Origin of the sequence: Ruminococcus sp. MCC718 (assembly GCF_018783905.1) — a bacterium.
GTDB lineage: Bacteria > Bacillota > Clostridia > Lachnospirales > Lachnospiraceae > Hominisplanchenecus > Hominisplanchenecus faecis.
Genome location: NZ_WQNP01000018.1, coordinates 1 through 19,935, shown reverse-complemented (window position 1 = coordinate 19,935; position 19,935 = coordinate 1). Strand labels below are relative to the sequence as shown.

General features: G+C 40.0%; 17 protein-coding genes and 1 riboswitch. Of the genes, 15 read left to right on the top strand and 2 right to left on the bottom strand.

All coding sequences use genetic code 11. The features are described 5' to 3' along the window. From GPK60_RS02015 to GPK60_RS01985, 7 genes are all read left to right on the top strand, one after another. On the top strand, positions 1–282 hold a 282-nt coding region (locus GPK60_RS02015; protein WP_252191261.1), incomplete at its 5' end, for a single-stranded DNA-binding protein. 22 nt (positions 283–304) lie between these two features. Continuing rightward, positions 305–568 carry a 30S ribosomal protein S18 gene (rpsR, locus tag GPK60_RS02010; RefSeq protein WP_022119136.1) on the top strand — a complete coding sequence of 88 codons (264 nt, stop codon included), beginning with the start codon at positions 305–307 and terminating at the stop codon, positions 566–568. A gap of 147 nt (positions 569–715) precedes the next feature. Next, positions 716–4,066, top strand: coding sequence for a leucine-rich repeat protein (locus tag GPK60_RS02005; RefSeq protein ID WP_215658749.1), 3,351 nt, complete (start codon positions 716–718; stop codon positions 4,064–4,066). A 148-nt stretch (positions 4,067–4,214) separates the two neighbouring features. Further along, entirely contained in the window at positions 4,215–5,183 is a 969-nt protein-coding gene (locus GPK60_RS02000) for a substrate-binding domain-containing protein (protein WP_215658748.1), read from the top strand. A 25-nt stretch (positions 5,184–5,208) separates the two neighbouring features. Then, on the top strand, positions 5,209–6,678 hold the full coding sequence (locus GPK60_RS01995; protein ID WP_215658747.1) for a response regulator: 1,470 nt from the start codon (positions 5,209–5,211) through the stop codon (positions 6,676–6,678). Further along, positions 6,675–8,171: a histidine kinase gene (locus GPK60_RS01990; protein ID WP_215658746.1), complete on the top strand. Its 1,497-nt coding sequence runs from the start codon at positions 6,675–6,677 to the stop codon at positions 8,169–8,171. Before GPK60_RS01995 ends, GPK60_RS01990 begins: the two co-directional genes overlap by 4 nt. 173 nt (positions 8,172–8,344) lie before the next feature. Then, complete coding sequence (locus tag GPK60_RS01985; protein ID WP_215658745.1) at positions 8,345–10,981, top strand: neutral/alkaline non-lysosomal ceramidase N-terminal domain-containing protein; 2,637 nt, start codon at positions 8,345–8,347, stop codon at positions 10,979–10,981. A gap of 139 nt (positions 10,982–11,120) precedes the next feature. Here the strand turns inward: GPK60_RS01985 and GPK60_RS01980 are convergent, their stop codons facing one another. Both GPK60_RS01980 and GPK60_RS01975 read right to left on the bottom strand, forming a co-directional pair. Further along, complete coding sequence (locus GPK60_RS01980) at positions 11,121–11,636, bottom strand: hypothetical protein (RefSeq protein WP_252191260.1); 516 nt, start codon at positions 11,634–11,636, stop codon at positions 11,121–11,123. Between the two features lie 67 nt (positions 11,637–11,703). Beyond that, the gene (locus GPK60_RS01975; protein WP_022118110.1) at positions 11,704–12,186 is read right to left on the bottom strand and encodes an RNA polymerase sigma factor; all 483 of its coding nucleotides are present in this window, start codon (positions 12,184–12,186) and stop codon (positions 11,704–11,706) included. Positions 12,187–12,579: 393 nt separating this feature from the next. On the opposite strand from GPK60_RS01975, the gene GPK60_RS01970 reads away from it, so the two are divergent. The 8 genes from GPK60_RS01970 to GPK60_RS01935 form a co-directional block, all read left to right on the top strand. Then, positions 12,580–12,741, top strand: a complete 162-nt coding sequence (locus GPK60_RS01970; protein WP_346727699.1) for a hypothetical protein — start codon at positions 12,580–12,582, stop codon at positions 12,739–12,741. Between the two features lie 55 nt (positions 12,742–12,796). Next, positions 12,797–14,416: an AAA family ATPase gene (locus GPK60_RS01965; RefSeq protein ID WP_022118112.1), complete on the top strand. Its 1,620-nt coding sequence runs from the start codon at positions 12,797–12,799 to the stop codon at positions 14,414–14,416. Positions 14,417–14,642: 226 nt separating this feature from the next. Then, positions 14,643–14,824: riboswitch (cobalamin riboswitch) on the top strand. Between the two features lie 183 nt (positions 14,825–15,007). Beyond that, positions 15,008–16,270, top strand: a complete 1,263-nt coding sequence (locus tag GPK60_RS01960) for a sirohydrochlorin cobaltochelatase (RefSeq protein WP_022118113.1) — start codon at positions 15,008–15,010, stop codon at positions 16,268–16,270. Between the two features lie 85 nt (positions 16,271–16,355). After that, entirely contained in the window at positions 16,356–16,943 is a 588-nt protein-coding gene (locus GPK60_RS01955) for a hypothetical protein (protein ID WP_215658743.1), read from the top strand. 82 nt (positions 16,944–17,025) lie between these two features. Further along, on the top strand, positions 17,026–17,475 hold the full coding sequence (locus tag GPK60_RS01950) for a hypothetical protein (RefSeq protein WP_215658742.1): 450 nt from the start codon (positions 17,026–17,028) through the stop codon (positions 17,473–17,475). Further along, positions 17,472–18,611, top strand: a complete 1,140-nt coding sequence (locus GPK60_RS01945) for an ABC transporter substrate-binding protein (protein WP_173897767.1) — start codon at positions 17,472–17,474, stop codon at positions 18,609–18,611. The genes GPK60_RS01950 and GPK60_RS01945 overlap by 4 nt, the downstream gene beginning before the upstream one ends. 4 nt (positions 18,612–18,615) lie before the next feature. Further along, positions 18,616–19,626 carry an iron ABC transporter permease gene (locus GPK60_RS01940; protein ID WP_022118117.1) on the top strand — a complete coding sequence of 337 codons (1,011 nt, stop codon included), beginning with the start codon at positions 18,616–18,618 and terminating at the stop codon, positions 19,624–19,626. Between the two features lie 154 nt (positions 19,627–19,780). Then, on the top strand, positions 19,781–19,935 hold a 155-nt coding region (locus tag GPK60_RS01935), incomplete at its 3' end, for a transposase (RefSeq protein WP_215658758.1).

The following is a 19,935-nucleotide window of genomic DNA, read 5'->3' as shown; positions in this document are numbered from 1 at the left end:
GCGTTCGGACGCAGTGCAGAGTTTGCGGAGAAGTATTTCCATCAGGGACTGAAGGTAGTCGTTACAGGTCGTATCCAGACAGGAAGCTATACCAACAGAGATGGCAACAAGGTTTACACTACAGATGTAGTAGTAGAGGATCAGGAGTTTGCTGAAAGCAAAGCTGCGTCTCAGGCAAATGGAAATAACTATACACCTGCAAGACCGGAACCGAGTGCAGCCAGCGGCGATGGATTTATGAATATCCCGGACGGTATTGACGAAGAATTACCGTTTAACTAGACATTAAAGGAGGTTTACAGCAATGGCTTACAATAAATCTGAAAGACCAGATTCTCCGATGAAGAGAAGAGGCGGACGCAGAAGAAAAAAAGTCTGCGTTTTCTGTGGTAAAGAAAACAACGAAATCGATTACAAGGATGTAAACAAACTGAAGAGATATGTCTCTGAAAGAGGAAAAATCCTTCCGAGAAGAATCACAGGAAACTGTGCAAAACATCAGAGAGCTCTGACAGTAGCTATCAAGAGAGCACGTCACATCGCTCTTATGCCATACGTTCAGGACTAATCAAAATTTGAGAATATAAAGATTATAAAAAGAGCGGCGAACCTTTCTATAGCATGCAAGTGCTGTAGGAAGGTTTTTTTTGCTGGACAAAACAGTAAAAATATAGTAAAATTGAATAATCACAGGAGGGAAAATAAGGAGGAAACTATGAAAAAGAACGAAAAAAGAAAACTGTGGAAACAGGGGCTTGGAACAGCTCTTGTTTGTGGTCTTGCAGTAGCTGTGTTTCCGGCAGCGAAAGCAGACGCAGCAGACTTGCTGAAAGCAGGTCCGATCAACACGACAGCAGAGCATGTAACACAGAACCAGCCGTTTGCAGAGGGAACAGCGGGAAGTCAGTATTTCCGTATCCCGGCATTTATCGTTACGCAGAAGGGAAATCTTCTGGCAGCAGCGGATGCGAGATATTCTACAACCGGTGACGGCGGCGGACTGGATACGATCGCTTCTGTATCAACCGATAATGGTAAGACCTGGAATTATTCATTCCCGCTGTATTTTCCGGACAGCGATGGTTATATCGGCAATACGGCAACTACGATCATCGACCCGGCACTGGTACAGGGAAAAGACGGAGAAATTTATTGTATTGCCGATGTAAACCCAACCGGCGTAACGACAATGGGCGGTTATAAAGCTCCGGGAGAAGGAACCGGTTATGTTAAAGTAAACGGAAAAGATTATCTGGCAGTAACGGATAATTATGACAATGTAAACACACAGCCAAAAGATGACGATGCCACAACTTATGCTTATTATGTAGGGGACTGGGATGAGAACGGATATGCAAAAATTTTAAAACGATCCGATCATTCGGAAACAGGATATGGCGTGGATAAGTGGTACAACCTGTATAAAGTAGAAAATGGAGAGTATAAAGATACCCTGACACAGAAACAGGTTAATTCCAATACGGATATTCAGCAGAATATTTTCTATAAAGGATCTGCATTGCATGTATACAATACCGGATATATGATGTATGCAAAAACATACGATGATGGATTTACCTGGACAGATCCGGAAATCCTGAATCCACAGATCAAACGTCCGACAAAAGAGACAGCACTGCTGGTATCTCCGGGGCAGGGGGTACTGACTTCAGATGGTACGATCGTCATTCCATTCTATGATCATGGCGATGGGGAAGAAAATGCAAGCATTATCTGGTCTGATGATAATGGAAAAACATGGGAAAGATCCAATGACGTACCAGGAGCAGCCGCAGGTGGTTACTGGTCATCCGAAAGTGAAGTCGTAGAGCTTTCAGACGGAACATTGCGTATGTTCTTCAGAAGCGGACAGGGAGTGGTCTGCTATTCAGATGCCGTAAGAAATACATCCGGTGATTATGTATTTACAAAGCCGGTCAAGACAGGCGTTTCTTGTACATCAACCTGTAATGTGACAGCGATCAATTATTCTAAAACGATTGATGGAAAACAGGCAATCCTGGTAGCTGCCCCGGGCGGAAGTGGACGAGCAAACGGTAAAATATTTACATTTCTGGTAGAAGAAGACAAGATGCTGACTTTAAAAAACAGCTATTCAGTAAACAGTGGCACTTATCAGTATTCCTGTATGTCAGAGCTGAAAAACGGAACGGTAGGACTTCTCTGGGAAAATGGCGGAGGAAGCATACGCTATGATAATTATGATATCGCCCAGCTTGCGGCAGATGGTTATATAAATGATTTAGAGCTTGGCGTAGAACTTACCAGAAATGAAACTTATACAAGGTCTTACCAGGTGGCAGAAGAACATAAAACAGGTATTACGACGGAAGCAGATCAAAAGATTGCAGATGTAAATTATGCAAAAGTAGATGGTGTAGAAAAAGAAGTTGTGCCGATGTATGCACATATAGCAAACAATAATTCTGACCTGAGCAGTTTTGCAGCAAAAAATGATATATCACTGAATCTGACAGATGCAGAGTTTACCTTTACTTCAACCGGAACAGCAAATGTGTATGCAGTATATAATGAAAATAAAAAGGTATATCTCACCAATGAAAGCGGTGCAAATTCATTTTTCAGTGCAGCAGCAAAAAATAATATGCTGGTAACGCCGACAGATGGCAGTGATACTTTCCGTATCTGCAAAGAAAACGGAGAACGATATGTAATTTTCTATTATACAAACATGGACTTCAACGCAAACAGACTCTATAATGCAAGCTTTACAGCTGGAACCTATGAGGTGGTTCTGCTTGAGAAAAAGGACAAAGCAGAAGCAGGAGATATTGTTCCGGGATATCAGAGAGTATCAAAAGTTACTTCCGGTAAAAAATATCTGATCGCCAATATCTTTAATAAAGACAATAAAGACCATGTTATTGTTCTCTACCCAACGAATGGAACAGGAAATCAGACAAAACTTCTTGGAGCAGCAGAGAAACGAATAACACCGACGGAAGCAACCGTGACAATCAAAGCAAACGAGATCGGAAGAACCACAACGGTGATCGACGGTGTGACATACAATATCGTATGCGATGAGCCAGCAGCAGTAAATGATAAAGCGACCTTAAGTACCGATGCACAGGTTGCAGAGAGAACTTATCTGGAAAAAGATTATCCGGAAGGAACTTTTGCCAAGTCCGGTATCGCAGAGGCAATTGCAAAAGCAAAAGAAGTTGCACAGAAAGAAAAAGTAACCAAACTGGAAATCAAAGAAGCAGACCATGCTTTAAAGAAAGCACTGGGCAAACTCGATGAAGTAAAAGCCTCCGGCAAAACAGAAGTACAGACAAAGATTGCACAGGCGGCAGAAAAGAAAGAAGCAGATTATACAAAAGAAAGCTGGGCAAATTTTGCAAAAGCAAAAAGGGATGCAGAAATGGCATTTGCTTCTGAAACAGCAACCGCAAAACAGCTGAAAGATGCTGCAGATGCATTAGACATCGCCATGAAAGCACTGGAAGCAAAGAAACCGGATAATAATAACGACAACAACAACGGTAATAATGGAAATAACAACAGCCAGACCCCGGCGATCGGCAGCGTGATCGCAGATGCATCCGGTATCTTTAACTACAAAGTTACCGGAAATGATACGGTTGAAGTGAAAAACATGACTGCAAAAGGCAAAGCAAAGAGCAGCGTGAAAATCGCAAAAACCATCAAAGCAAACGGTAAAACTTATAAAGTAACCGCTATTGCAGCAAATGCCCTGAAAGGCAATAAAAAAGTAACTTCTGTAAGCATCGGCAGCAACGTAGAAAAGATCGGAAAGAAGGCATTTGCAAACTGCACGAAACTGAAAACCGTCACGGTAAACGGAAACAAACTGAAGACCATCGGAAAGAATGCTTTCTCTGGTGATAAGAACTTAAAGACCGTAAACCTGAAGAAAGTAAAAACGCTGAAAACCGTTGGAAAATCAGCATTCAAGGGCGTTTCAAAGAAGATAACGGTTAGAGTGCCAAAGAACAAAAAAGCAGCTTATGTAAGAATCTTCAAAAAAGGCGGGATCGCAGCAAGTAAGATTAAATAATGAAATGGCATAGAGCTTATCAGAATACGTAAAAGAAAAGTGTGCAAGACTCAGATTTTGATTCTGAATTTGCACACTTTTTATGTTATAATCTGAGTCAGAAAACAAAGGAGCAAAAACTGGATATCTGGGAAAAGAAAGGGAATGTATGAAGACAAATAGTGTTTCAGGAGAAAGAAAAGGGATTTTGGCAGCAGAAATATTGATTTGTATTCTTATACTGGCGTCAGCGACTGTTATATATACGAAAAAAAGAGAAGAAAATAAAAGTACGATCAGAGTGGCGGCAATTCTGGGATCGGAAAAAATTTCTTTTTGGGAGGAAGTAAGAAAAGGGTTACGTCAGGCTGCGAAAGAACAGGGAATTTTGCTGACAGAATATACACCGGAAGATGAGGCAAATTTTCCAGATCTGATTGAAAGTGCATACTATATGGATGTGAATGCGATAGCTATATGTATTTATGAATCGGATATGTGGGAAGAGTGTGAGCCGATTTTGAAAAAAATCAGAGAAAAAGGAATCAAGGTTATTGTAACAGATACGCCGCCAAAAACAGAAGATTACGATGCATATATTGGTCTGGATAATTATGCGGTTGGTCAGAAAATGGCGGAGAATATTTATGAAAATTATACAGAAGGTCAGAGTATCCTGATTCGTAAGCCAGCTTCTCAGGAAAATTTAGTTCTGGAACGCAGAAGAGAAGGATTTTATGACAAGTTAGAAGAATATGGATTAAAAGATCAAATTGTTTATATTCCTGATACAAATGATGAGATAGAGAGAATTAAAGAAGTAAAAGAATATTTACAGCAAGTAAAAAACTCTGCGGTTGTCGCAACTTTTACAACAAATACGACGACGGAGATGGCAGAGATTATTTATTCGGGAGAATATCAGAATAATATACGGCTGATTGGTTTTGGCGAAATAACAGATAAGGTAAAAAATTATATAGATGAAGGTATTATTGATATGTTTCTGGCACAGGACAATCAAAATATCGGATATAAGATCATTTATGCAGTTAACTCCTTATGTCAGGGGAAAGAATCACATGAGAAAAACTGGAATGTAGATCTACTGTCTTATGATGAATCAAAGGAAAATTAAAATGTGAAGAAGGGAGAGAGACGAAGTGAATCAATTGTTGCTTGTAGAAGATGAACCATTGGAAAGACAGGCATTAAAAATGGAGCTGGAAACAGGAGATTATGATATTTCGGAGATATATGAAGCATCAAATGGGCAGGAAGCCTTAGATTTATTTGAAGAAAAGCATCCGGACATTTTGATCGTGGATATTAATATTCCCGTTCTGTCAGGGCTTGATTTCATAGAACGAATTGTAAATTCCGAAGCAGAAAGTAAAATTTTGATCACAACTACATATGACCGTTCCAGGTATGTAAGAACTGCCATTTCGCTTGGAGTCACAGATTATCTTTTGAAGCCGATAGATTATGCAGAATTAAAAAAAGCAATTGAAAAATGTCAGCTTTTGCTGGAAGAAGAACGCAGACAGGAGCGAAAATTCGAGCAACTGTATTCCTATACCCAGCATCATGTTTTGGAGGATCTTCTGTCGGAGAAGCTAAAAGGAAAAGAGGAAGAACTTGCGGAAATCATGGATATCGGAAAAGAGGAAATATTATGCGGAAGCCTGGTGCTTTGTGATTTACAGACCGGACATTTTGAACAGGAGATTAAAAAATTGCTGATATCTGATTTTGCAGTTCTGAATGCATATGTAGATGGAATAGGAGTTGCGTTGATTCATCCAAGAAATATTTTTCTAAAAGAACAGGCACTTGCACGTATTCGTGCTTATCTGGCAATGCTTTTTAAAAATTTGCAGCTTTATGGAAAAGTACGCATGTTTTGTTGTGAACCGACAGACTGTTTTAAAAACCTACCGGAGAAATACAGAACGTTAAAGGCACAATTTGAAAAAGACAGGGAGAAAATGTGTATGTTGCCGGTCATGCCAAAAGGAGAACTTTGTGCAGGAGCAGAAAAACAAAAGCTTGGACAGAAATGGCTGAATAAACTGTACCAGAGAGATGCAGAAAGCCTGATCAGATCAATTAAACGTCGCATGAGCACAGAAAAGGCGTATTGGGAAGGTGTGGATTTGTTTTGCGAAGCCTTTCAGAAAATGGATGAGACCGTCAATCTGGTGGAAGTATTTCAATGCTTTGAACAGGAAAAACCGTATGATACTTTAAAACTATATCTTCAGAATTACTATGTGGGACATCGGATGGAAATAAAAAATCAGGAAGAAAGCCTGATGAAAGAACGTATTCGTTCTGTGCTGCAGTCCGGATTTACAAAAGATATCACACAGGCAGATGTGGCGGAAAAATTAGGTATGAATCCATCTTATTTCAGCACAATTTTTAAAAAAGAGATGGGAGCATCCTTTACCGAAGTACTAAATACCATGCGAATTGAAAAAGCAGTGGAACTGATCAGAAGCGGAGAGTGCAACACAAGTAAAATTGCAGAAGATTCCGGGTTTACCAATCGCAAGTATTTTTTGCAGGTTTTTAAAAAGTATATGAAACAATCCGTAAGAGAATATATGGGAGATTGGCAGGAATGAAAAAATATTCTTTAAAAAGAAGAGTCCTTTTTTTGATGGCAGGCTTTTGTGTCGGAGTCCTTTTGATAGGAATTGTAAATGCCGCTGCCGCATTTAAAGGGCGTTCACAGATGCAGAAGATGTATGAACTTTTTGCAATATATAATGATTACGATGATGCCATTGAGGAACTGAAGGAGACAACGGTGGATTATTTTATCCACGGAAGGGACAAAAATAAGAAAAAGGTGTTAAAAAAAGCCAGTTCTTTAAATGAAATGGCGGAAAAAATGCAGAATCTGGCAGAGCTTGCATGCAATGGACTTTATGAAAGAAACGAAACAGAATCAGATTATTACGCATTCTATGATTTGTGCAGTGTTTCAAAAGAATTTATTAACCGTGCAACGGCATACGCAGAACAAAAGGGAGAAGTAGATATACAGGATATCACGCATATGTCTGAAATTACATTACTTTTGCATGATATGCTTCAGGAACATGTGGAAAATATTGCGAATTCAAGTATTCTATTGAGTAAGAAAATCTGGCAGTTTCAAATCTGGGCAATTGTTATTATTTTTTCAGTGATGTTATTTTATACGATCAATATTTTATATCATTTGTTTCATCAGGTGCTTCAGCCGATTGTATTATTGACAGAAAAAATACAGCATTTCCATAAAGAAAGAGGACAGGCAAAAGAAGATGTTCCCATTACATCGTGTTATGAGGAATTGATGATTTTGTATGATGAGTATTCGAAAATGACAGGAACAATAGAAAAACAGATTGTGGAGCTGGAAGATAAAGCAAGGATAGCGGAGGAACTGCGAAAAAAGGAAACAGCTCTTGCAAATGCAGAGTTTTCACTTATGCAGTCTCTGATCAGTCCACACTTTCTTTATAATTGTCTGAGTACAATTTCTTCATTAGCAACCATTGAACATGCTACCAGAACGTATCGAGGTGCGGTGATGATTGCAAATTTTCTCCGGGAAGCTTTAAATAATGTAGGACAATATGTAACGGTGTGGGAAGAAATCAATTATACACAACATTATATAGAAATTCAGAAACTTCGCTTTGGTGATATCATACATTTTTCTGTTTTCTGTGATCCACAGTGTGCAAAAGTAAAAGTACCGGCGATTTTACTACAACCTCTTATAGAGAATGCAATTTCTCATGGAGTAAAACATATGGGACGTGGAGCAGAAATCCAGATTGGAGCAAAAACATTGCCGGATGGAATCGAACTGTATGTATGCGATAATGGGGCCGGAATATCAGAAGAAAAGCAGAAGGAACTGAAGGAAGTTCTGGAAAGCGATTATGCACCATCTCAAAAGGGCGTTGGACTTCGAAGTGTAGCATACAGGCTGAGAGATATTTATGGAGAAGATGCCAGTGTTCAGATTGAAAGTAAAAAGGGAGATACAAAAGTACATTTATATATCCAGGGAGAAAACAAAAACGTTTTTGAAGAAAGTACAGACTTGAAGCAGGGATAAAATTTTTAGATTTTTGCAGAGCAGACAGAGTTTTGGTGAAAAAAATCTGTCTGTTTTTTAATACATAAAAAGAGTGGAATGCTACATATATTGTAAAATTTATATAAAGATAGTAGGATAGTAACAACAAAAAATGATACTAATAAACAAATTAATGAAAAAGGAGGAAGACAATGAGTATCAAAAAAGTTGTAATCAAAATGATCTGCACAATGTGTTTGCTTATGGCAGTTATTGTGTGTCCGCGTGTGGCAGAGGCAGCGGAAACTTCGTTACAGGTGGGAGCAGCCGTTCGGGACATTACACCTACAAAAGAAAATGGGATGCTTCCGATGTCAACAGGACTTGCAAGACAGAATCTGGTAGATGTGATCGATCCGCTTCACGTTCGTGTGATCGCAGTGAACGACGGACAGAAAACAGCATTGATGGTAGTATGGGAAACGGGAGACAGTCCGGCACCGACAGAATTTGTGGATGATCTGGCAAAAGAAACCGGCGTAGAGCGAGAAGCGATTTTCTATTGTGCAACACATTCTCATGCAGTCCCGGATGCGATCAAAATGAGCACAACAGATCCGTGGATGGTATATGCACATGAGCAGATGCTTGCAGCGGCAAAAGAAGCAATTGCAAATCTGGAACCGGCATCGGTAGGAATCGGTTATACCAACAGTTATATTAATGTAAACAGAAATCGTGTATATTATAAAGAAGATGGTACACAGCAGCGAAGCCAGGGATACAATCCGGAGGGAACTTCTGATAAAACACTGGCAGTTGTTCGCTTTGACAGTAAAAAAACAGGTGAGCCGATTGCATTTATTGTAAACTATGCAGTGCATGGTGTTGTAATGTATGCAAATCATTATGTTGTAAATGAGGATGGTACCTATGGCGTTGGAGTCAGTGCAGATTTACCGGGATATGTATCGACCAGCATTGAAAATAGTTATGATGGTGCGGTAGCATTATGGATTAGTGGTGCAGCAGGAGATCAGAATCCGATCATTGGAAATGAGTATTTCGTTCCGGATACTACAACCGGAGAAAAACAGACAAAATATTTTTCAAAATCAGCAGTAGAAATTTTAGAGTACCTTGGTTCTGTACAGTATGCAGATGTTTTAAGAGCAAATGAAAATATCACAGAGATGAGCAGTGATGCAGCAATCAGTTATGGATTTGATGAAAAATATATTCCAGGTCCGACAGAGGAAAGTGACAAATTCAGAGCTTCTCTGCATCTGTTAAAATTTGGCGATATTGAATTGCTTGGTTCCAGCGGAGAGTTGTTCTGCCAGTATGGATTAACATTAAAAGAACAGTCTTCAGCAAAAAATACATTGGTGGTAAATAATGCAGCAACTTACAATGACGAATATCGTACTTATATGTGCACGGATGAAGACCTGGAAATCGGACAGGGTCAGGGCGTTAAAAAAGTATTTGCAAAAGGATATCTCAGTGACACGCTTGTAGAGCTGATGAACAATCTGGAAAATGAAAATCAGGGAAAAACAGCTGCAGATTATTATGAAAAAGGAAATACATTAAAAAATATCGATCAGAATTATGAAGCAGCTCTGGAACAGTTTGTACTGGGTGCGTCACAGGAAGCAACCGATGAAAATAAAGAAGCTGTTGCAAATTGTCTGGTACAGATTGGAGAATGTTGTGTTCGTCTTGGAAAAGGACCAAATGGAGAAACTCAGGATGCATTGAGAGAATACGTATTGGGATGCTGGGAAAAAGCAGGAGAACTTGGAAACGGAACCGGATATTTTGATCTTGCCCTTTCACATATTGGACTGGAAGTTCCAGGGGCAGGTTTTGCAACATGCCTTGGACTGGCAAATGACGAAGCAGACCAGAAAGCAGGTTTTGCGTATTTGCAGAAAGCTCTGGAACTGAACAATGGAAAAGCACTGAGATATATCGGTATCTGTTATGAAAATGGGTATGGTGTGGAGCAAAATTATGCAAAAGCATATGAATGTTACAGTAATACCCGCGGAGCAGATCTTTATATTGCAAGATATAAACTGTTTGGAATTGGCGGAGTAGAGCAGGATATCGAAAGTGCAATTGCCGGTCTGACAAAAAAAGCAGAAAGCATGAGCGGCGGCAATCGTACGGAAACTAAGACAGCAAGAATGATGCTGGCAGAATTATATTATACCGGATCATGCTCCGAAACACTGTATGACGGAACGGTTGTTACGGCAACAATTGATAAACTGGATAAAGAAACAGCATTGTGTTATCTGAAATATCATCAGGAAGAGTATAGTTTAAGCGATGCAGATATTCAGGCAATTGTTTCTGGTTTTGATATTAAAGTAACGGAAAAAGAAATTGAAGCATTAAAAAACGAGATTGCAGAACTGAAAAAAACAGTAAATGATCAGTCTTCAAAACTTCAGACAGCAGATCAGAATACAGCTGCTATCCAGAAAAAAACAGCAGAACTTGAGCAGAAAATCCAGAAACTCGAAGCAGAGAAGCAAAAATTAGAAGAAGCAGAATTTACAGGAGCAGCCGTAACTGTAAAGAAAACGACAGCAGGTACGAAAAAAATCAAAGTAACCTGGAAAAAATTAAATAGTGCCAAGGGATATGAAATCAGCTATGCATTAAAATCTAATTTCAAAGGTGCAAAAAAGGTTACCACAACAAAGACAAAAAAGACTCTTACAAAACTGAAAAGCGGCAAAAAATATTATGTGCGTGTTCGTGCATACAAGAATGTAAACGGTAAAAAAGTTTATACAAAATACAGTACAATACTTTCTGTAAAAGTCAAATAAGCAACAGACAGAAAGCAGAAAACTGTAAGCGGGGGGAAGCATAAAAATGTGCAGGCAGAGGAAAACTCAAAGCCTGCATATTTTTACATTAACAGCCTGTTAAAAACGGTCAGTTTCAGAAATCAGGCTGATGGTTGGTTTAATTAAAACTGCGTGGATCTGGATATTTATCAGGAGAAGTACTATATCCATTCTGATATTTAACGGTCATGTAAATTGTTTCATCGCCGTTTTCGATTTTTACATAGCAGACATTGTCCTTGTCGAATTTGTCGGTGATCTCTATTTTCTGATTTTTATAATAAATCCATACACTGCCATCATCGAGATATTCTACGTCCGGTGCGTTCAGTTCCTCCATAATTTCGTCTTCGGTCAGAGGACGTTCGTTTCCGTCTGCATCGAAGGCAACACCGCCTCCGCCTTGAGTGACGGTGTTTCCGTCGGTATCTTTGTATTCAAGAGAATAAGAACCGTTGTCGGTATTTAAATCGAGAGTGGCACTTGTCTGGTCACCGTGCATCCAAAGCTGGATAGTTCGCTGGATTCCGCCGACATTTGCTGCGTAAGCCGTTCCTGTTCCGCCAACGATCACGCAGACTGCGATTGCAGCCGCCGCAAGTTTCATTTTCTGCTGTTTTTTTAATTTTGCCATATATTTGACCTCCCCTTCAGAAATATCGGAGGTATGCAAAACCGAAAAGGCCTGTTTGTATTTTTCTTTATTCGTCATTTTCCCATTCCTCCTTCAGTGCTGTTTTCAGAAGAGAGCGTCCGCGTGACAGGCGTGTTTTTACGTTGCTTTCCGAGAGCTTTAAAATATCGGCGATTTCCCTGACGGAATAATCTTCATAATAAAATAAATGAATAACGATGCGATATTTTTCAGGAAGTTTCAGAACTTCCTCGAATAAATTCTCAGATTCCGGATTTTCAAAAGTTAACGTTTCTATATAATCCTCCAGCGAACGTCTGTTACGCCGCCAGAAAGCAAGCGTTGTATTTTTCGCTTTATTGATCACGATACGGATCAGCCACGCACGGATATGCTGCTCATCTTCAAAATCTTTGCTTGTCGTGTAATACTGGATCAATGTATCCTGAACAACATCTTCTGCATCTGCCTGATTTTTACAGATGTTAAAGGCGATGGCGTAGAGATTGTTCTGATAGCGTTCGATCAGTTCCTGTACAGGTTGTCTCATGAGTACTCCTAAAATATAAAATTTGATGTAACTGTTCAGAGCCAACCTCCAAAATGCTACGCATTTCGTCGGTGTGGCGTATCCGCCAAATAAAATTTCAAAAACAGTTTTAAAAATGCAAGCATTTTATACCTGTTTTTTGAAATTTTGCTTGGCTCTGAACAGTTACAATTTGATAACAATTCATTGCAGATTGAAGTATTTGCTGCCTGAATCGTAAAAATTGCAAGTCCTTGATCAAGGTGCTTTCAATTATAATACAAATCAGCAGGGAAAAAGGTTACAAAAAAGTATTTTCGTTTTTCAGAGAAAACGATATAATAGAAACAATATCTTTTTCATGTGTGAATGAAGGGGATAAATCTGTAAAAGAAAAGAGCCGGTGTACACGTTATGCTGGGTGTTACGATCGGAAACAATGTTGTGATCAGCGGCGGAAGTGTTGTCGTGAAAGATATTCCGGATAATGTGGTAGCAGTTGAAAATCCGGCGAAGGTGATCAAGACACTGGATGCAGAGAAGTTCAGAAAAGAACCTTCTGATTTACAGGAATAAGAATTTTTGATAAGATTAAGTCAGCAGAGAAAAGGGGATTTTCGGGGGAATTGATATGGGAATGTTTTTAAACAGTATTGAGCCATATGATAAATACAAAACAATTACGAAAGGTCTTTATTTTGTAGACAAAACAGAGCTGCTGGAAGAATTAATACCGGCTCTGGAACAGGAACAGAGATTTTTCTGTATCACAAGACCAAGGCGTTTTGGAAAAACGGTTATGGCGAATATGATAGCATCTTTTTTTGAAAAATCGGAGGGCGGTTCTGATATTTTTGACAGACTTAAAATTTCAGAATATCCAAAATATAAAGAGCATTTAAATAAACATGATGTGGTATATATTGATTTCAGTGAAATGCCGAAAGAATGTGATAGCTATAAAAAATATATTTCTCGCATTGAAGAGGGAATATATTATGATTTAAGAGAAAAATATTCGGATTTGTATTTAAAGCAGGAAGATGCTATATGGGATATTTTTTCGAAAATATTCAATGAAACAAAAAAGAAATTTATTTTTGTTATGGATGAATGGGATGCGGTATTTCACATGTCATTTATGACAGAAAAGAACAGAGAAGACTATCTGCTTTTTTTGAAATTATTATTAAAAGGACAGAGTTATGTTGAGCTTGCCTATATGACAGGGGTGTTGCCGATTGCAAAATATTCCGACGGATCGGAATTGAATATGTTTCTGGAATATAATATGGCAACACGTATTCGTTTCAGTGAGTATTTTGGATTTTCAGATGAAGAAGTAGATAAGTTGTATGAAAAATATCTTCAGAATACAAAAAAGCCTCAAATTGACCGAGAGGGCTTGAGGGAATGGTATGACGGTTATCACACAGCATCCGGTCAGAGATTGTATAATCCGCGTTCGGTTGTATGTGCATTGTCCGATAATCAGCTGTCAAATTACTGGGTCAGCTCAGGAAAATATGATTCCGTATTCAGCTATGTTAAAAACAATATAGATGACGTACAGGAAGATCTGGTTCTCATGTTTGCAGGAGAAAAAATACCATCGGGTATTGAGGAATATGCAGCAACGGCACAGCAGCTCGATACAAAGGAAGAAATATATTCGGCGATGGTTGTTTATGGATTATTGACGTATGATAATGGCTGCGTGTTTATTCCAAATAAAGAGTTACAGGGAAGCTATGCATCTATGATGAAAAAGGAAAAATCCCTGGGATATATATACAGACTTGCAAATATTTCTAATAAAATGTTACAGGCGACTTTAAATAAAGATACAGATACTATGGCTGAAATTTTGCAATATGCACATAATACGGAAACGCCAATCTTATCTTATAATAATGAGGTGGAATTATCGGCGATTGTAAATCTGGTTTATCTTTCTGCAAGAGATTTTTATAGGATAGAAAGAGAAGATAAAGCTGGAAAAGGATTTGTGGACTTTATTTTTTATCCTGTCAGATATGAAGATAAGGGCATCATATTGGAATTAAAAGTGGATCAGACACCAGAAGAAGCTATCAAACAGATTAAAGAAAAAGATTATATATTACGTTTCAAAGGAAAACTGGGAGAACACAGACAATACCCGCAAAATATTCTGGCAGTGGGGATTTCATATGATAAAATAACAAAAAAACATACCTGTAAAATAGAAGAATTATTAATAAATAGCTAAGTAAAAAAGGAAGAAAAAGTGAGGTATGAATCAGATTTATCGATATTATGGTAGTAACGGGAATTGATATAGATAATTGTTTTTTATGGTTGTGCCTTGAGTTAAAATAACATAAAACAGTTGATTATTTTAAAATTTATGCTATAATTTGGAAATGTAAATAACAGTCAGATATAAATGATAGGTTATAGAGTAATTATCGGACTGTTAGGAACGAATATTTGAAATAGAATAAGAAGCAGCTGGTGTCGCCGCAAGGCGGAGAATAGGGAAACAGGTGAAAGACCCGTGCGATCTCGTCACTGTAAACAGGAGTGCATTGCTTATTATGCCACTGAGATATCGGGAAGGCAGCAATGTGCGTTAAAACTGTAAGCCAGGAGACCTGCCAGACTGTGGTGCGGGGAATAGATATTCCAGGTCACGAGGATTGATTGTACCGAATTGAAATAGAAACAGCGAAGCCGAAGAAATTCTGGTTTGGCTGTTGTTATCCAGTATACAGTCCAACGACGTGTGTTCGTTGGATTTTCTTTTTCTCCCAAATCTTATTTGTTTCAAATAAAAGTATTATTTTGGGAGGAAAGGCAAATGAAGAAAAAACTGGTAACGATTTTATGTGTAACAACAATTACAGCATCTATGCTGGCAGGATGCGGAAGCAAAACAGCAGAGACAACTGCTCCGACAGAGACAACTGCAGTAACCGAGACAGCAGCAGCTACCGAAGCGGCAACAACCGAGGCAGCTTCTGAAACAGCAGCAGCTACGGAAGCAGAAGATGATCAGGCGGCAGCAGATAAAGTAGCAGCTCTGATCGATGCAATTTATGTTCAGGAAAGAAATGAGAACACAGACGAGCAGTGTAAAGAAGCAAAAGAAGCATGGGATGCTCTGACAGATGCTCAGAAAGAACTGGTTGAAGGCGAAGAAGCTGATCCGGATTATTTCGGAAGAGATACCGGTGATGCATCCAAAGATGATCCGCGCAATGGTGATGAGATTGGTGAAAACGAACTCCTGGTTGTAAGCTTTGGTACTTCTTTCAATGACAGCCGTGTTGCTGATATCAAAGGTATTGAAGATGCACTGCAGGCTGCAAATCCGGACTGGTCTGTAAGAAGAGCATTCACAGCACAGATCATTATCAATCACATCCAGGCTCGTGATGATGAGCACATCGACAACATGGATCAGGCTCTGGAACGTGCCGTAAATAATGGCGTTAAAAATCTGGTTATTCAGCCTACACATCTGATGCATGGTGCAGAGTATGACGAACTGATGGATGCCGTAGATGCATATAAAGATAAATTTGAATCTGTAAAAGTAGCAGAACCGCTGCTGGGTGAGGTCGGAGATGATGCAGATACTGTAAACGATGATAAAAAAGCAGTAGCAGAAGCAATCACTTCTGAAGCAGTAGCAACAGCAAATTATGATTCCCTGGATGCAGCAAAAGAAGATGGCGTTGCATTTGTATTTATGGGACATGGAACTTCTCATACAGCAAAAGTTTCTTACAGCCAGATGCAGGCTCAGATGAAAGAGCTTGGTTATGAAAATGTATTTATCGGAACCGTTGAAGGCGAACCGGAAGAGACAGCATGCGAAGAAGTGATCAAAGCTGTATCTGCAGCAGGATACAAAAAAGTAATCCTTCGTCCGCTGATGGTTGTTGCTGGAGATCATGCAAACAACGATATGGCAGGCGATGATGACGATTCTTGGAAGAGCCAGTTTGAGGCATCCGGAAAATTTGACAGCATTGATACACAGATCGCAGGTCTGGGTGAGATCAAAGCAATCCAGGATCTCTACGTTGCTCATACAGCAGATGCTATAAACGAGTAATAAGTAATACATGAGGTGTACCTCGCAGCAGGAATGTCAGAGGTATTCTTGAAAAAAGAAGCAAAATAGAAGGACAGGAACAAAAATGAAGAAAAGAATCATTACATTAGCAGGATTAATGGCACTTAGCTGTGCACTGGCAGTTGGCTGCGGAAACAGCACAAGCCAGACAGAAACACAGAGTGCTGCACAGACAGAGGCAGCTTCTGAAACACAGGTACAGACCGAAGAAACACAGGAGGCGGAGAGTGTAGCAGAAACGACCGCAGACACAGAGGCAACAGAAGCCGCTGCAACACTGGAAGATGGAACTTACACGGCTGATTTTAATACAGACAGCAGTATGTTCCAGGTCAATGAAATGTATGATGGAAAAGGAACTCTGACCGTAAAAGACGGAAAGATGACCATTCATATCACGCTGCGTTCTACAAACATTGTAAATCTGTATCCGGGACTTGCAGAGGATGCACAGAAAGATGGAGCAGAACTGCTGCAGCCGGTTGTGGAAACCGTAGATTATAATGACGGTGAACCGGCAGAAGAAGTGAATGCATTTGATGTTCCTGTTCCGGCTATCGATGAGGAATTTGATCTGGCACTGATCGGAACAAAAGGAAAATGGTATGACCATAAAGTCAGCGTTTCCAATCCGGTAAAAGCAGAAGAATAAAAAATATCAGATTTTGCGAAAAGCTGCTGCGATATGTATCTACATATTTTGCAGCAGCTTTTTATCTTGAAAAGGAGAAATCATGACAGCAGAGGAACTAAATTTAAAAGACGGTGAATACACCGCAGAAGTTACGATGGAAGGCGGAAGCGGAAGAGCAACGATCGATTCTCCGACTGACATTTCGGTAAAAGATGGAAAAGTAACAGCTGAGATTAAATGGAGCAGTTCACATTATGACTATATGCTGGTTGACGGTGAAAAATTTCTTCCGGTCAATACGGAAGGAAATTCTGTTTTTGAGGTTCCGGTTGCAGAATTTGATAAACCGATGACGGTAATGGCAGATACGACTGCGATGAGTGTACCGCATGAAATCGAATATACGCTGACCTTTGCATCAGACACCGTGACAGCGTCCGGCTCCGGATCAGGTATGAGTGGATCGGTAAATATCGCATTATGGATTGCAGTTGCAGTGGCTGTGTTCATACCGGCTGTTACCAGGATGAGACGAAAGGAAAAGAAATGAAGAAAATAATGGGGGTACTCGGTGTTGTATTCTGCCTGATGCTGGCAGGCTGTGCATCGCAAAAACAGGATACGATTGAAAAGCGAAATACTGATATCAGCAAGGATCTGACATACGACCACAGCATGGAACTGGAGTACGCAAAGATGTTTGCGGTGGATTATTATCAGAATGATTATGCACTTGTCACGATCGCAGATGACGGGAAATATCTGATCGTACCGGAAGGAGAATCTGTGCCGGAAGATATGGATAAGGATATCACGGTGCTGCAGCAGCCGATCCAGAATATTTATCTGGCGGCTTCGGCGGCGATGGATATGTTTGTGGCGACAGATGCACTGGATGCGGTTCGATTCAGCTCGTTGAAAGCAGATGGCTGGTACATAGAAGAGGCGAAAAAAGCCATGGAAGATGGGGATATTATTTATGCCGGGAAATATTCAGCCCCGGACTATGAGATGATATTGAATGAAAACTGTGGGCTTGCCATCGAGAATACCATGATTCTGCATACACCGGAAGTGAAAGAGCAGATGGAAAAATTTAATATTCCGGTTCTGGTCGATCATTCCAGCTATGAGACAAATCCGCTCGGACGTACTGAATGGGTCAAACTTTACGGGCTGCTGACCGGGCATGAAGATCAGGCAGAGCAGGCGTTTGATGCAGAAGCGAAAGCGTTTGAACAGGTGAGTGATCAGGATGCAACCGGAAAAACGGTGGCATTTTTCTATATCACGACAAATGGGGAAGCAAATGTGCGAAAAAGTGCGGATTATCTGCCGAAAATGATTGAACTTGCCGGCGGAAGCTATATTTTTGATGATCTAGGTGACGAGGAGGAAGCGACATCTACAGTTTCCCTTCAGATGGAAGAATTTTATGCCGGAGCAAAAGATGCAGACTATATTATTTATAATAGTACAATAGAAGGAGAATTGTCTTCTATGCAGGATCTTCTGGCAAAAAGCCCGCTGCTTGAGAAATTCAAAGCGGTGAAAGAAGGACATGTATACTGCACGACCAAGAATCTCTATCAGTCAACAATGGAACTTGGGACAATCACATCCGATATTCGAAAAATGCTGACCGGAGACGATGCAGACCTGACTTATCTGTATAAGGTGGAGTGATACGATGAAAAAAAGCAGATATGGTGCTGCATTTATCATTCTTGCAGCTTTATTATTTTTATTTTTGGTTTTGAATATATGCATAGGAAGTGTAAATATACCGGTTTCGGAGATACCGAAAATGCTGTGGGGAAATGGAGCGGATGAAACCTTTACGGATATTGTGATGGGAATCCGTTTTCCGAGAGCAATGGCAGCGGCAATCCTGGGCGGCGGGCTGGCATTGTCCGGATATCTTTTGCAGACTTTTTTTCATAATCCGATCGCCGGACCGTTTACACTGGGGATTTCCTCCGGAGCAAAACTGGTCGTGGCACTTGTCATGGTAGCTTCCCTTGGAAATGCCCTGCATTTAAGTTCCTGGGTGATGATCATGGCAGCTTTTGTTGGTTCCATGATCTGTATGGGATTTGTGATCCTGATGTCGAAAGTGACCGATCAGATGTCGATGCTGATCGTCAGCGGCGTTATGATCGGATATATCTGTTCTGCGATTACCGATTTTGTGGTAACATTTGCGGACGATGCCGATATTGTCAATCTGCATAACTGGTCAAAAGGAAGTTTTTCCGGGATTACCTGGGATAATGTAGTGATCATGGCGATCGTTGTCGGGATCACTTCGATCTGCGTTTTTCTGATGTCAAAACCGATCAGTGCCTATCAGATGGGAGAATCTTATGCCCAGAATATGGGACTGAATGTACAGCTGTTTCGCATACTGCTCGTGCTGTTATCCAGTATTCTGTCAGCCTGTGTGACAGCCTTTGCAGGACCGGTATCCTTTGTCGGAATTGCTGTTCCGCATCTGGTTAAAAATTTATTCGGCACCGCAAAACCGATCATCATGATACCCGCGTGTTTCCTTGGCGGATCTGTGTTCTGCCTGCTCTGTGACCTCTTGGCAAGAATCATGTTTGCTCCGACAGAACTTTCCATCAGTACGATCACAGCGGTATTTGGGGCACCGGTGGTAATCTATATTATGATTCACAGAAAAAAAGAAAAAGTGTGAAATCAGGAATCATGGAACAGTTCATGCAATGCATAAGGTATATCTTGCAGCAAGAATGTCAGAAATATTTTTGAAATAAGGCTACTGCAATCCCACTGGCTTTAGACGGTGGGTTAAGGTAGCCAAAAATCAGAAATTATAGTATACTCATGGCATGGGAACCTGGAAATCTAAAAACAGACACAAATACCTATTACAATATCACATTATTTTCGTCTGTAAATATAGAAAGAAATTACTGGTTTCGAGACAGATATCAGATGATATAAAGCAGTTTTCATATGAGATATGCCAAAGACACAGTGTTAT

What these genes read in the sequence shown, in the direction of transcription:
- GPK60_RS01945 (WP_173897767.1), top strand. Translation starts at nt 17,472, where the DNA reads ATGAAGAAAATAATGGGGGTACTCGGTGTTGTATTCTGCCTGATGCTG.
- GPK60_RS01950 (WP_215658742.1), top strand. Translation starts at nt 17,026, where the DNA reads ATGACAGCAGAGGAACTAAATTTAAAAGACGGTGAATACACCGCAGAA.
- GPK60_RS01985 (WP_215658745.1), top strand. Translation starts at nt 8,345, where the DNA reads ATGAGTATCAAAAAAGTTGTAATCAAAATGATCTGCACAATGTGTTTG.
- GPK60_RS01965 (WP_022118112.1), top strand. Translation starts at nt 12,797, where the DNA reads ATGGGAATGTTTTTAAACAGTATTGAGCCATATGATAAATACAAAACA.
- GPK60_RS01960 (WP_022118113.1), top strand. Translation starts at nt 15,008, where the DNA reads ATGAAGAAAAAACTGGTAACGATTTTATGTGTAACAACAATTACAGCA.
- GPK60_RS01940 (WP_022118117.1), top strand. Translation starts at nt 18,616, where the DNA reads ATGAAAAAAAGCAGATATGGTGCTGCATTTATCATTCTTGCAGCTTTA.
- GPK60_RS01975 (WP_022118110.1), bottom strand. Translation starts at nt 12,186, where the DNA reads ATGAGACAACCTGTACAGGAACTGATCGAACGCTATCAGAACAATCTC.
- GPK60_RS02005 (WP_215658749.1), top strand. Translation starts at nt 716, where the DNA reads ATGAAAAAGAACGAAAAAAGAAAACTGTGGAAACAGGGGCTTGGAACA.
- rpsR (WP_022119136.1), top strand. Translation starts at nt 305, where the DNA reads ATGGCTTACAATAAATCTGAAAGACCAGATTCTCCGATGAAGAGAAGA.
- GPK60_RS01970 (WP_346727699.1), top strand. Translation starts at nt 12,580, where the DNA reads ATGCTGGGTGTTACGATCGGAAACAATGTTGTGATCAGCGGCGGAAGT.
- GPK60_RS01955 (WP_215658743.1), top strand. Translation starts at nt 16,356, where the DNA reads ATGAAGAAAAGAATCATTACATTAGCAGGATTAATGGCACTTAGCTGT.
- GPK60_RS02000 (WP_215658748.1), top strand. Translation starts at nt 4,215, where the DNA reads ATGAAGACAAATAGTGTTTCAGGAGAAAGAAAAGGGATTTTGGCAGCA.
- GPK60_RS01980 (WP_252191260.1), bottom strand. Translation starts at nt 11,636, where the DNA reads ATGGCAAAATTAAAAAAACAGCAGAAAATGAAACTTGCGGCGGCTGCA.
- GPK60_RS01990 (WP_215658746.1), top strand. Translation starts at nt 6,675, where the DNA reads ATGAAAAAATATTCTTTAAAAAGAAGAGTCCTTTTTTTGATGGCAGGC.